Below are 13763 nucleotides of genomic sequence, written 5' to 3'. Positions count from 1 at the left end.
ATGAGTTTATATTTGGTTTTTCCGTGATAATGTCTCGGCCATCCCTCAAATGGCGGAACGGTCATGGCACATGCATTTCCCACCCAGGCTCGAATCGTAATTGTCGGCGGCGGCATCATTGGCTGTTCGGTCGCCTACCATCTGACAAAACTCGGCTGGAGCGATGTGGTGCTGCTCGAGCAGGGACAGCTGAGTGGCGGTACCACCTGGCACGCGGCTGGTCTTGTCGGCCAGTTGCGCAGCCATTCCAACATGACCAGCCTGATCCGCTATTCCACGCAGCTCTACAGCGAACTCGAGGCCGAGACCGGTCTTGCCACAGGCTGGAAGAATTGCGGGTCCCTGTCTGTTGCGCGCACCGCCGACCGCATGACGGTGTTGAAGCGTACGGTCGCGTCGGCGCGCGCCCAAGGGGTCGAGATCGATGTCATTTCGCCGAGGGAAGCCGGCGATCTCTGGCCTGTCATGGCAACCGACGATCTCGTCGGCGCCGTCTGGCTGCCCGGAGACGGGAAGGCCAATCCGACGGATCTCACGCAATCGCTGGCCAAGGGCGCACGCAATCGCGGCGCCAAAATTTTCGAGCGGGTCAAGGTCACCGGCATCACGGTGAAAAACGGCGTCGCTTGCGGTGTCGAGACCGACCATGGCAACATTGCAGCCGAGATCGTCGTCAACTGCGCCGGCCAGTGGGCGCGCAAGGTCGGGCTGATGTGCGGCGTCTCGGTGCCGCTGCATTCGGCCGAGCACATGTACATCGTCACTGGCCGGATCGAGGGCGTCCATCCGGATCTGCCCGTGATGCGTGACCCCGACGGCTTCATCTACTTCAAGGAAGAGGTCGGCGGCCTGGTGATGGGCGGCTTCGAGCCGCATGCCAAACCGTGGGGTATGAACGGCATTCCAGAGAATTTCGAGTTCGCTCTGCTGCCGGATGATTGGGACCAGTTCGAGATACTGATGGAAAACGCGTTGGTGCGCGTGCCGCAATTGGCGCAGGCCGAGGTCAAGAAATTCTACAATGGTCCCGAAAGCTTCACGCCCGACAACAATTTCCTCCTCGGCGAGGCGCCGGAGCTGAAGAATTTCTATGTCGGCGCCGGCTTCAACTCGATGGGCATCGCCAGCGCCGGTGGCGCGGGCCGGGCACTGGCCGAATGGATCGTCAACGGCGCGCCGACCATGGATCTTTGGCCGGTCGACATCAGGCGCTTCGCCGCCTTCAACAACAATCCGCGCTGGCTGCATGACCGGGTCAAGGAGACGCTTGGCCTGCATTACGCGATGCCGTGGCCGAACCGTGAGTTGGACACAGCACGGCCATTCCGCCGTTCGCCGCTTTACGACCGGCTCGCCGCCAAGAGCGCATGCTTCGGCTCCAAGATGGGTTGGGAGCGCGCCAACTGGTTCGCGGCAGCGGGAGAGAAGGCCGAGAATGACTACGCCTTCGGCCGCCAGAACTGGCACGAGGCGGTGCGGCGCGAGATGAAGGCGACGCGCGAAGCGGTCGCCATCTTCGACCAGACCTCCTTCGCCAAGCTTCTTGTCCAGGGCCGTGATGCCTGCGTCGTGCTGAACAGGATCTGCGCCGGCGACATCGATGTGCCGGTCGGCACGTCGGTCTACACCGGCGTGCTCAATGCGCGCGGCGGCTACGAAAGCGATCTCACCGTGATGCGGCTTGGCGCGGAAAAATTCCTCATCGTCACCGGCTCAGCCCAGGCAGTCCACGACGCCGATTGGATCGTCAAGAACATCCCGGCGGACGCGCATGCCATTCTCACCGACGTCACCTCATCCTATGCGGTGCTGGCGTTAATGGGTCCGCGTTCGCGCGACCTCCTGGGCAAGCTGTCATCGGCGGATCTTTCCAACACCGGCTTCCCCTTCGCCACGATCCGCGAAATCGATATCGGCTATGCCACGGCCTACGCCAACCGCATGACCTATGTCGGTGAACTCGGCTGGGAACTGATCGTGCCGACCGAATTCGCCGTCGGCGTCTACGAAGCGCTGCATGAGGCCGGCCGTGAATTCGGACTGACCGATGCCGGTTACTACGCGCTCGATGCCTTGCGCATCGAAAAGGGTTTTCGCGCCTGGGGCCGCGAGCTGACGCCCGATATCAACCCCTGGCAGGCTGGGCTCGGCTTCGCCGTCGCGATGGACAAGCCGGGCGGCTTCATCGGTCGCGATGCACTCATCGCCGCGAAGTCGGCGACAGCGCCGGCCAAGCGCATCGTGCTGTTCACGCTAGACGATGCCGAACCGATGCTGTGGGGTGGCGAGCTGATCCTGCGCGACGGCAGGCCGGTCGGCGAAGTCCGCTCAGCGGCCTATGGCCATACGCTCGGTCGCTCCGTGGCGCTTGGGCTAATCGAACAGGAGACGGGCGTAGACGTCTCGTTCTTGAGCGATGGCCATTTCGAGATCGATCTAGCCGGAATACGCCATCCAGCCACAGTGCACCTGCGCAGCCCTTACGATCCGAAATCGGAACGGGTGAAGGCGGATGCAACGGAGATGCAGGCGGCGGCCTAGAAAAATTCTAATCCGCCGACATCGAGCGCGCCATGTCGAGAAAGGCGCGCACCAGTTTGCCGCCGCTGCGCTCGCGCAGGCAGATCAGCGCTTCGTCCATCAAGGTCTCGGGCGCGTCGATGGCGATCGGGACGAGCCGCGAATCCTGGCCGAATTCGGCCGCCGAGACAAAGCCGATGCCGGCGCCCGAGGCGACGATCTCGCGCACGGCCTCGCGGCCCTCGGCCTCGATCACTGGCCTGAGCTCGACCTTCGACGCCGCGGCCAGGTCTTCGAGCTTCTGGCGCGTCTTCGAGCCGCGCTCGCGCATGACGAGTGATTCCTGTGCGAGCTGCTTCAAGGTCAGCGACTTCTTCCCCGCCAGCGGATGATCGATGGAGGTGAAGGCGATGATCGGCGTCGAATTCAGTTTCAGCACCTCGAAGTCGCGCCCGGCGGGCACTTCGCCCAGCACGCCTATATCGGCATCATAGCTGTAAAGGCTGCTGATCACCGTCTCGGTGTTGCCGGCGCGGACCGAGACCTGCACGCCGGGATAGCGGGCCCGGAAGCTGCCGAGGATGTGCAGCAGGTGGTGCGCGGCATCGGCGACGATGCGCAGCGTACCGGAACGCAAAGCGCGCGACTCGGTCAGAAGCTCCAGCGCCTGCTGCTCGGTGTCGAACATGCGGTGGGTTATTTCGAGCAGTTTCTGGCCCGAATGGGTCAGCGTGACCTGCTTCTTGTTCCGGTTGAACAGGAGCACATCATACTCTTCCTCCAGCTTGCGCACCTGGTCCGATATCGCCGGCTGCGTCAGGAACAGAGCTTCGGCCGCCCGCGAAAAACCGCCGGAGATCGCCACCTGGTGAAAGGCCCGCAACTGGACGTAGCGCATATCTGTGCCTTTCAGGTGCCCGAAACCGCACCTTATCATAAGCCTTGCTATCCAAAAGCCGGGAATAAACGATTCCCCTGATGTCTGGGGATGAAGGCGCTGATGTTCACAGTCGTGTCATGACCAGCAGGCAGCCTGTCCAATGCGTTTTTGACCATCGTTCTAATCGATACATCGATACAAAATAACGATTTTACAAATATATCGTCCGGACCAACAATGACGCCACATCAAAGAAGCAGCGACCTGTCGGAGGACACCATGCGCGCCGAGACGATATTTGCCGCTGAGCCGTTGGCCAGGCCGGCACTGGGCGAGCCCTATCTTTTGACCCCCGGGCCACTCACCACGGCCTATTCGGTCAAGCAGGCGATGCTGCGCGACTGGGGATCGTGGGACGGTGACTTCCGCGCCATGACATCAGACATGCGCCGCCGCCTGCTGGCGCTGACCGGCGACGTGAAAGGCGAGTTCGACTGCGTGCCGATGCAAGGCTCGGGCTCCTTCTGCGTCGAGGCGATGCTGGGCTCGTTCGTGCCCAGGGACGGCAAGGTTCTGGTGCTAGCCAACGGCGCCTACGGCCTGCGCGCCGCGCAGACCATGCAGTATCTCGGCCGTGCCTATACGTTGATCGACAAGGGCGATTACCTGCCGCCGCGCGGCGACGAAGTGGCGGCCGCGCTCGAGGCTGACCCCGCGATCACGCATGTCATCGCCATTCATTGCGAGACCAGCTCCGGCATTTTGAACCCTGTCGCCGAGATCGCCGAAGCCGTCCATGCCAAGGGCCGCAAGCTGCTGGTCGATTCCATGAGTGCCTTCGGCGCCGTCGCGCTGGACGTCAACGAGATCCGCTACGAGGCGATGGTTTCCTCGGCCAACAAATGCATCGAGGGCGTGCCCGGCTTCGGCTTCATCATCGCCCGCAAGAGCGAACTGGAAGCCGCCAAGGGGCGCAGCCATTCCCTGTCGCTCGACGTCCATGCGCAGTGGGCGCATATGAACAAGACCGGGCAGTGGCGCTACACGCCGCCGACCCATGTCGTCGCAGCCTTCCTCGAAGCGCTTCGCCAGCACGAGGCCGAAGGCGGCGTCGCCGGCCGCGGCGCCCGCTATGTCAGGAACCGCGACGTCATGGTGGCGGGCATGCGCGAACTCGGCTTCGAGACGCTGCTCCGGGACCGTTGGCTGTCGCCGATCATCGTCACCTTCTTCAACCCGGCCCACGCCAACTTCGCCTTCGATCGCTTCTACGAGCTGATGAAGGACAAGGGTTTCATCATCTATCCCGGCAAGTTGACCGTCGTGGATTCCTTCCGCGTCGGCTGCATCGGCCAGATGGACGAGCATGTCATGCGCCGCGTCGTCGAGGCGGCGGCGCAGTCGCTTGATGAAATGGGCGTCGACACCGCCGCTCCACCCGCCGCGGCAATCGCCGAGCGCGCCAAACTCGCCGCCTGAAGCGGCCGATTTCGAGGATACCAGATGAACCAGATGTCTCCCATCAATGTCGCGGTCAATGGCCGCACTTATGCCTGGCCGCGCGTGCCCGCCATCGCCATCTGTCTCGATGGTTGCGAGCCGGCCTATCTCGACGAAGCGATCAAGGCCGGACTGATGCCGGCCCTGGTCAGGATCAAGCAGAAGGGCACGGTGCGCTTTGCGCACTCGGTCATTCCGAGCTTCACCAACCCCAACAACCTGTCGATCGCCACCGGTCGTCCGCCATCGGTGCACGGCATTTGCGGCAACTATCTCTACGAGCGCGAGACCGGCAAGGAAGTGATGATGAACGACCCGCGCTTCCTGCGCGCGCCGACCGTCTTCCAGGCCTTCTACGATGCCGGCGCCAAGGTCGCGGTGGTGACCGCCAAGGACAAGCTGCGTGCGCTGCTCGGCAAGGGCCTCGCCTTCGACGAAGGCCGCGCGCTGTGCTTCTCGGCTGAAAAGTCGGACACCACGACAGTGGCCGAGCACGGCATCGACAATGCCTCGAAGCATTTCGGCCTGCCTGTGCCGGAAGTCTATTCGGCCGAACTGTCGGAATTCGTCTTCGCCGCCGGCGTTCAGCTGCTCAGGGAATACCGCCCCGACATCATGTACCTGACGACGACCGATTATGTGCAGCACAAATATGCGCCCGGCGTGCCGCAGGCCAATGCCTTCTACGAAATGTTCGACAAGTACCTGACCGAGCTCGATGCGCTGGGCGCGGCGATCGTCGTCACCGCCGACCACGGCATGAAGCCCAAGCACAAGGCCGATGGTTCGCCCGCCGTGGTCTACGTTCAGGACCTCCTCGACGAATGGCTGGGCAAGGACGCCGCCCGCGTCATCCTGCCGATCACCGACCCCTATGTCGTGCACCACGGCGCTCTCGGCTCTTTCGCCACCGCCTATCTGCCTGATGGCGCCGACCAGGCCGGCATCATGGCGCGGCTTGCCGAGGTCGACGGCATCATGCTGGTCCTCGACAGCCCCGATGCCTGCGAGCGCTTTGAACTGCCGGCTGACCGCATCGGCGACATCGTGCTGATCTCGACCGAGAACAAGACGATCGGCACATCAGAGCATCGTCATGATCTCGCTGCCCTCAATGAGCCGCTGCGCTCGCATGGCGGGCTGACCGAGCAGGAGGTGCCGTTCATCGTCAATCGCGTGCTGCCGGATCTGCCCAATGAGCCGACCTTGCGCAATTTTGACGCCTTCTACTACGCGACGATGGCGGCGGCGCTGGCGTAGCTGAGTTGGACCGCCGGCAAGATGTGTAGCCATCGATGATAGTGCTGGTCGACCCCCACTCCGGCCCTTCGGGCCACGTCTCCCCCGATCGACGGGGGAGAGGAAAGGTGCCGCTTCGCCGGCCTTGGCTCCCTTCCTCTCCCTCCGGAGGGGGGAGAGGTGGCGCCGCGAAGCGGCGACGGAGTGGGGGAAGCCATTGGAGGACGCGATGCCATTCCCTACGAAAAATCGACCTGGCTCTCTGAGCATCTAGGAATCGACATGACCAAACTCGATACTTCCATCACAGTCCGCCACGAGCCGATGCGGATCGCCGGGCGCAAGGTTGACGCCGACGATGTCGTCCCCGTCCACTACCCCTATACCAATGCTGTGGTCGGCACCGTCCCCGCCGGCGGGGCCGAACACGCCCGTCAGGCCTTCGAAATCGCCGCCGGCTACCGGTCGAAGCTGACGCGCTACGAGCGCCAGCAGATATTGTTTCGCACGGCGGAAGCGCTGGCGTCGCGCCGCGAAGAAATCTCCGATCTCATCACGCTCGAACTCGGTATCTCCAAGGCGGATTCGCTCTACGAGGTAGGCCGCGCCTATGACGTGTTCACGCTGTCGGCGCAGATGTGCATCCAGGACGATGGCCAGATATTCTCCTGCGACCTGACCCCGCATGGCAAAGCGCGCAAGATCTTCACCATGCGCGAGCCGCTGAAGGCGATCTCGGCGATCACGCCTTTCAACCACCCGCTCAATATGGTCTCGCATAAGGTGGCGCCGGCGATCGCCACCAACAATTGCGTGGTCGTCAAGCCGACCGAACTGACGCCGATGACGGCGCTGCTTCTGGCCGACATCCTCTACGAAGCCGGCCTGCCGCCGGAAATGCTGTCGGTGGTGACCGGCTGGCCGGCCGACATCGGCAACGAGATGATCACCAACGGGAACATCGACCTGATTACCTTCACCGGCGGCGTGCCGGTCGGCAAGATGATCGCCCGCACCGCCGGCTACAAACGCCAGGTGCTGGAACTCGGCGGCAACGATCCGCTGATCATCCTCAACGATTTGTCGGACGAGGATTTGGCAAAGGCGGCGGACCTGGCAGTGGCCGGAGCGACGAAAAACTCCGGCCAGCGCTGCACCGCTGTGAAGCGCATCCTCGTCCAGGAAAGCGTCGCCGACCGTTTCGTGCCGCTGGTGCTGGAGCGGGCGAAGAAGATCCGCTTCGGCGACCCGATGGACCGGTCGACCGACCTTGGCACCGTCGTGCACGAGAAGGCGGCCGCACTCTTCGAAACCCGCGTCCACATGGCCGCCGAGCAGGGGGCTGAGATCCTCTACAATCCGGGCCGCCAGGGCGCGCTGCTGCCGCCGATCGTCGTCGACCGCGTGCCGCACACATCCGAACTGGTGATGGAAGAGACCTTCGGGCCGATCATCCCGATCGTGCGTGCGCCCGACGATGACGAGGCGCTGATCGCGCTCTCGAACTCGACCGCCTTCGGCCTGTCGTCGGGCGTCTGCACCAACTCGTTTCCGCGCATGCAGAAATACATCGCCGGCCTTGAGGTCGGCACGGTCAACATCTGGGAAGTGCCGGGCTACCGTATCGAGATGTCGCCCTTCGGCGGCATCAAGGATTCGGGCAATGGTTACAAGGAAGGCGTCATCGAGGCGATGAAGAGCTACACCAATGTGAAGACATTTTCGTTGCCGTGGTCCTGACCGGACGCGACTGACGGACAGAAACAGAGGGAGCGGCCAACGCTCCCTCATTCGCGTTTTGGAGAGGGCGATGGCCGCGATATCCGAGCTTGTGCATACAGAGGGCGATTCCAACACCACGGCGGCGCGCGGCCGCTGGGATGCCGGCCAGGACGATCCCCGCATTCGCGGCCTGCTCGACCGCGACGCGGCCGCCTTCATGCACCAGAGCCTGTCCAGCCCCTGTCTTTCGACGATCGCCAAGGCTGAGGGCATCTGGATCGAGGACACCGCCGGCCGCCGCTTCATGGATTTCCATGGCAACAGCGTCCACCATCTCGGCTACGGCCACCCCAGACTGGTGGCGGCGATCAAGAAGCAGCTCGACGATCTCTGCTTCGCGCCACGCCGCTTCACCTGCGAACCGGCCGTCGAACTGGCGGAGAGACTGGCGGCCCTCGCGCCGGGCGATCTCGGCAAGGTGCTGTTCACCACCGGCGGCTCCGACGCCATCGAGGTCGCGCTGAAGATCGCGCGCGCCGCCACCGGCCGCTTCAAGACGGTGTCGTTCTGGGATGCCTTTCACGGCGCCGGTTTTGGCGCCGCCAGCGTCGGCGGCGAGGCGACCTTCCGCTCGCACATATCAGGTCCGATGATGACCGGCACCGAGCATGTCGCGCCCTGGGACGGCTATCGCTGCCCCTATGGCCACGATTCCCTGGAGGCATCGGGCCTCGCCTGCGCCAACATGATCGCCTATGTGCTCGGCCGCGAGCAGGATGTGGCGGCTGTTATCGCCGAGCCGATGCGCGCGACGCCCAATCCACCGCCGCCCGGTTTCTGGAAGCGGGTGCGCGAGGCCTGCGACCGGCACGGCACGCTGCTGATCTTCGACGAGATTCCGACCGGCCTCGGCAAGACCGGCAAATTCTTCGCCCACGAGCATGACGGCGTGACACCAGACATCATCGTCCTCGGCAAGTCGCTCGGCGGCGGCATCTTGCCGATCGCCGCCGTCATCGCGCGCAGCGATCTCGACGTCACCGGCGGCTTCGCCATCGGCCACTACACCCACGAGAAAAACCCGGTGACGACGCGTGCCGCGCTGACCACCATCGACATCATCCTGGAGGAAGGGCTGGTCGAGCGTTCGGCTGAACTCGGCCGCCATATGCTGGGGCGGATGCAGGACCTGATGGCGCGCTCGCCCCATGTCGGCGATGTCAGGGGCAGGGGGCTGATGGTGGGCGTCGAGTTGGTCGAGGACCGCGCTTCGCGCGCGCCGGCGCGCGATCTTGCAGAACGCGTCTTTTACGCTTGCCTGGAACAGGGCCTGAGCTTCAAGATCAGCCAAGGCAATGTGCTGACGCTGTCACCGCCATTGGTCATCTCTGAGGCCGATCTCGATCGCGCCCTCGATATTGTCGAGACGGCGGTTCTGGCGGCCTGACATGAAGGCCATCCGCACCGACCGGGAACTCGAATGCCCCGGCATTGACGCCGGCCTGCGGGCGAGGGGCGTCGACCTGGTGACGCTGCCGGATGGCATTCCCGAAGCCGATCTCATCAAGGCGGTGGCCGACGCCGATCTTCTGCTCATGTGCTATACGCCGATCACCGCGCGAGTGATCGATGCGGCGCCGAAGCTGAAGGGCATCGTCAAATACGGCGTCGGCATCGACGCCATTGATATCCCCGCCGCGATCCGACGTGGCATTCCTGTCGTCAACGTGCCCGAATATGCCGAGGAAACCGTTGCCGAAGGCGCCTTCGCGCTGATGATTGCGCTCGCCAAGCGGCTGCCGGCGATCACACGGGCAATGGCGCGCGATGGCTGGATCTGGCCCGAGCAGCGCTGGCTGGGGCGTGATATTTCCGGCGCCACGCTCGGGCTCGTCGGCTGCGGCAAGATCGGCCGCAGCATGGCGCGGATGGCCGGCCAGGGATTTCGCGCCCGCGTGCTTGGCTTTGATCCCGGTGTCGATGCCTCGACGATGCACGCCGCCGGCATCGAGAAGGCGGACGATCTCCATGCCATGCTGGGCGCCTGCGATTTCGTCTCCATCCATTGCGTGCTGAACGACCAGACACGCGGCCTGATCGGCAAGCACGAACTCGCCTGCCTCAAACCCTCGGCAATCATCGTCAATGTCTCGCGCGGCGCGCTGATCGATGAGGCGGCCCTCGTCGAGGCGATCGTTGCCGGGCGCATCGGCGGGGCCGGCCTCGATGTTTATTCGGTGGAGCCGCTGTCGAAGTCAGGCCATCCGATGAGCGCGCTGTTCGGTCGCGACAATGTGATCCTGTTTCCGCATCTTACTTTCTTCACCCACGAGGCCATGCGCCGGCTGGAAGACGACACGCTCGCGCGGTGCTTCGAGATTCTCGACGGGCGGCCGGTGACCATTCGCTCACATGATCCGCGATTGCGGGCGCAGACGGCAGGCATTACGTTCGGCTGATAACCGATATTTTTCAAGCTCATAGCCGGTCTCCGCCCGGCCACGTTTCTATCCACGACGTGGATGCGACAGTTCCATGACAAATATCAGAGGAAGTTTGGCTCTCATAAAATAAATAGATTTTACTTATCGATCCCCGATCCCCAGAGTTGTCACAACGAAGACATCCAACCGGCTCAACGTCCATAAGAGACCCAAGGCCGGTTGGTCCTAGTGCATCGCAGAATGTGCCTTCAATCAAAGGGGAACTCGCCATGAAATCACGAAACGCAACCATGGTCGCGGCCTTCACCGCATTGCTCGCATCGGCGGCTCTCGTCGGCCCGGCGCTCGCCGACGGCGTCGTCACCGTCTACTCCGCCGACGGCCTGCATGACGGCAATGGCAGCTGGTACGAGACCGAATTCGCCGCCTTCACCAAGGCCACCGGCATCACCGTCCAATACATCGAGGCAGGCTCGGGTGGCGTCGTCGAGCGCGTCGCCAAGGAGAAGTCGAACCCGCAGGCCGACGTGCTGGTGACCTTGCCGCCCTTCATCCAGCGCGCCGCCGCGGATGGCCTGCTGCAGGACTACAAGCCCGAAGCCGCGTCCCAGATCGACGGCGGCACCGACAAGTACCGGCCGCTGGTCAACAACTACATGAACTTCATCTACAACAGCGCCGTGCTGTCGGAAGCGCCGAAGAGCTACAACGACCTGCTCGATCCCAAATTCAAGGGCAAGATCCAGTATTCGACCCCCGGCCAGGCCGGCGATGGCACCGCCGTCATGCTGCAGATCATCCATGCCTTTGGCGGCGAGGATGCCGGCTTCGAATTCATGAAGAAGCTGCAGGACAACAATGTCGGCCCGTCCGCCTCGACCGGCAAGCTGACCGCGCTGGTCAACAAGGGCGAACTGCACGTCGCCAATGGCGACCTGCAGATGAACATGTCGCAGATGGCCGACAATCCCAACATCAAGGTGTTCTGGCCTGCCGGTCCCGACGGCGTGCGCTCCACCTTCGCGCTGCCATATGAAATCGGACTGGTCACCGGTGCGCCGAATGGCGACAACGGCAAGAAGCTGATCGACTTCCTGCTGTCCAAGGAAGCCCAGTCGACCGTAAGCTCGATTGCCATCGGCATGCCCGCCCGCAAGGACGTGACGCCTGATGACGCCAATTTCGCCAAGCTGCAGGAGGCCATGAAGGGTCTGACCATCTGGTCGCCGAACTGGGACGAGGCGCTGAAGAAGCTCCCCGACTACGTCAAGAAGTGGAACGAAGCGACCGGAAGCTGACACCCGAGGGCAGAAATCCGGAGGACCAAGCCATGTCGGCCGTCGCTTTCACAGGTCCCAGTGTCATGGACATCGACGCCGCGAAAATTCGCGGCGCCGGCTCCAACGTCCACTTCGACAAGGTCAGCGTCGCCTATGGCGCCCATGTCGTCCTGCATCCGCTGACCCTCGACATCGCGCCGGGCGAAATCCTTGCGATGATCGGCCCGTCCGGTTCAGGCAAGACCACGGCACTACGCGCCGTGGCCGGGTTCGTGCGGCCGGCAAGCGGCCGCATCCGCATCGGCGCGACCGACGTCACCGACCTGCCGCCCTATGAGCGCGGCCTCGGCATGGTGGTGCAGAACTACGCGCTGTTCCCGCATATGCGCGTCGAGGACAACGTCGCCTTTGGCCTGCGGGCACAAGGCGCCGACAAGGCGTTGATCGGCGAACGGGTGAAGGATGCGCTCGCCACCGTCGGCATGGCGACATTTGCCCGGCGTTATCCGCGCGAACTTTCGGGCGGCCAGCAGCAGCGCGTCGCAATTGCCCGCGCCCTGGCCGTGCGGCCGCGCGTGCTCCTGCTCGACGAGCCGCTGTCGGCGCTCGACGCGCAGATCCGCCGCAACATGGTGGAGGAGATCGCCCGGCTGCACCGCAGCCTGCCCGGCCTGACCATCCTCTATGTCACCCATGACCAGACCGAGGCGCTGACGCTTGCCGACAAGATCGCCATCATGCGTGACGGCAGGGTCTGTTCGCATGGGCCGACGACCGAACTCTATCGCCGCCCGCCAAACCGCTTCACAGCCGAGTTCCTCGGCCGCGCCAACCTGCTGCCGGTGACGGTTGCCGAAGCTGCCGGCCCGAAGGGCTTTGCCATGGCAAGGCATGGTGATGCCGTGCTCACCGGGGCCGGCCGCGACGAGAAGGCCGGCGACAAGAGCCTGCTCTGCATCAGGCCGCAGCATCTGAGCCTGACGGCAGACAGCGAGCACACCAACCGCATTGTCGGCACGCTGAGCGAGGTGCACTGGCAGGGCGAACTTACCCATCTGGTTCTCGATGTCGACGGCACGCCGGTGCGTGTCTCGGCGACGAAACTGCCTGTCGCCTTGCCCGAACCCGGCGCAAAGGTGCCGCTGTTCTTTGCGCCGGCCGATACGTCGCTTCTTCCGGAAGACGCCAGTGTCTGAAGCGCTCGCCATTGCTGCGCCGACGGCGAGGAAGCGAGAGCCGGGCCGGCTATGGATCGTGCCACCGGCGGCGCTGCTGGCGCTGCTGTTCTTTTACCCGCTGGCGCTGATTATACGTCAGGCCTTCCTCGACGACACCGGTGTCGCCAATGTCGCGGAGATCATCCGCGTCCTGCATTCGCGCTTCTTCGTCAACGCGCTGATCAATACGGTGACGATCTCGGTCACCGCGACCGCCGGTTGCCTGATCGTCGGCCTCGTGCTGGCGCTGATCCTGGCCTTCGTGCCGTTCCCCGGTAGCGGCTTCATCGCCCGGCTGATCGACACCTTCATCGCCCTGCCGACCTTCCTGGTGACGCTTGCCTTCACCTTCCTTTACGGTTCCGCGGGCATGCTCAACTCCGGGCTGATGGAGGCCTTCTCGCTGCCGCTGCCACCGGTCGATTTCCTCTATTCGACCTGGGGCGTCGTGCTGGCGGAAGTCACGGTGTACACGCCCTTCATCCTGCGACCGCTGCTCGCCGCTTTCTCGCTGGTCGATCGCGGCCAGATCGAAGCGGCAAGCGTGCTTGGCGCCAGGCCGTTCCGCATTGTGCGCCAGATCATCCTGCCGGCGGCAATTCCCGCGCTCATCGCCGGTGGCAGCCTCTGCCTGCTGCTCACTGTCAACGAATTCGGCATCGTGCTGTTCATCGGCGCCAAGGGCGTGATCACGCTGCCGTTGCTGATCTATGGCAAGGCAATCCAGGAATCGGCCTACCAGGTCGCCTGCATCATCGCCGTGGTCAACATCGCGCTGTCGCTCGGCCTGTTCGGCCTCTACCGTTTCGCCGCCGGCCGGTTGGGAGTCTAGCCATGCTGGTCTGGTCGCGCTCCGGCCGCTTGGTGATCTGGGTGATCTTCGCGCTGATCTTCGGCGTGCTGTTTCTGGCGCCGCTGGCTGTCATCCTCTTGTCCAGCCTCGCCGACCAATGGAACGGCG

General features: G+C 63.8%; 10 protein-coding genes. 9 read left to right on the top strand and 1 reads right to left on the bottom strand.

From position 1 onward, the window contains the following. Positions 1 to 63: 63 nt before the first annotated feature. Positions 64 to 2541 carry an FAD-dependent oxidoreductase gene (locus tag LB564_RS13860; RefSeq protein WP_224538489.1) on the top strand — a complete coding sequence of 826 codons (2478 nt, stop codon included), beginning with the start codon at positions 64 to 66 and terminating at the stop codon, positions 2539 to 2541. A gap of 7 nt (positions 2542 to 2548) precedes the next feature. On the opposite strand, the gene LB564_RS13855 is transcribed toward LB564_RS13860, so the two are convergent. Then, on the bottom strand, positions 2549 to 3418 hold the full coding sequence (locus LB564_RS13855; RefSeq protein WP_224538486.1) for a LysR substrate-binding domain-containing protein: 870 nt from the start codon (positions 3416 to 3418) through the stop codon (positions 2549 to 2551). Between the two features lie 261 nt (positions 3419 to 3679). Between LB564_RS13855 and LB564_RS13850 the strand changes: the two genes are divergently transcribed. From LB564_RS13850 to LB564_RS13815, 8 genes are all read left to right on the top strand, one after another. After that, on the top strand, positions 3680 to 4879 hold the full coding sequence (locus tag LB564_RS13850) for a 2-aminoethylphosphonate--pyruvate transaminase (RefSeq protein WP_140705902.1): 1200 nt from the start codon (positions 3680 to 3682) through the stop codon (positions 4877 to 4879). Between the two features lie 24 nt (positions 4880 to 4903). Next, positions 4904 to 6160 carry a phosphonoacetate hydrolase gene (gene phnA, locus LB564_RS13845; protein WP_224538484.1) on the top strand — a complete coding sequence of 419 codons (1257 nt, stop codon included), beginning with the start codon at positions 4904 to 4906 and terminating at the stop codon, positions 6158 to 6160. Between the two features lie 261 nt (positions 6161 to 6421). Next, positions 6422 to 7879: a phosphonoacetaldehyde dehydrogenase gene (gene phnY, locus LB564_RS13840; RefSeq protein WP_140705315.1), complete on the top strand. Its 1458-nt coding sequence runs from the start codon at positions 6422 to 6424 to the stop codon at positions 7877 to 7879. Between the two features lie 70 nt (positions 7880 to 7949). Then, positions 7950 to 9308 carry an aspartate aminotransferase family protein gene (locus LB564_RS13835; RefSeq protein WP_224538482.1) on the top strand — a complete coding sequence of 453 codons (1359 nt, stop codon included), beginning with the start codon at positions 7950 to 7952 and terminating at the stop codon, positions 9306 to 9308. Position 9309: 1 nt separating this feature from the next. Next, positions 9310 to 10320, top strand: a complete 1011-nt coding sequence (locus LB564_RS13830) for an NAD(P)-dependent oxidoreductase (protein WP_224538480.1) — start codon at positions 9310 to 9312, stop codon at positions 10318 to 10320. Between the two features lie 254 nt (positions 10321 to 10574). Further along, a complete protein-coding gene (locus LB564_RS13825; RefSeq protein WP_224538478.1) occupies positions 10575 to 11603 on the top strand; it encodes a 2-aminoethylphosphonate ABC transporter substrate-binding protein in 1029 nt (342 codons plus the stop codon). 32 nt (positions 11604 to 11635) lie between these two features. Beyond that, the gene (locus tag LB564_RS13820) at positions 11636 to 12781 is read left to right on the top strand and encodes an ABC transporter ATP-binding protein (protein ID WP_224538476.1); all 1146 of its coding nucleotides are present in this window, start codon (positions 11636 to 11638) and stop codon (positions 12779 to 12781) included. After that, the gene (locus LB564_RS13815) at positions 12774 to 13634 is read left to right on the top strand and encodes a 2-aminoethylphosphonate ABC transporter permease subunit (RefSeq protein ID WP_224538474.1); all 861 of its coding nucleotides are present in this window, start codon (positions 12774 to 12776) and stop codon (positions 13632 to 13634) included. Before LB564_RS13820 ends, LB564_RS13815 begins: the two co-directional genes overlap by 8 nt. Positions 13635 to 13763 lie beyond the last annotated feature (129 nt).

Origin of the sequence: Mesorhizobium sp. ES1-6 (assembly GCF_020164775.1) — a bacterium.
GTDB lineage: Bacteria > Pseudomonadota > Alphaproteobacteria > Rhizobiales > Rhizobiaceae > Mesorhizobium.
Note: the sequence above shows the minus strand (reverse complement) of the source record. Positions and strands in the feature narration are given on the sequence as shown.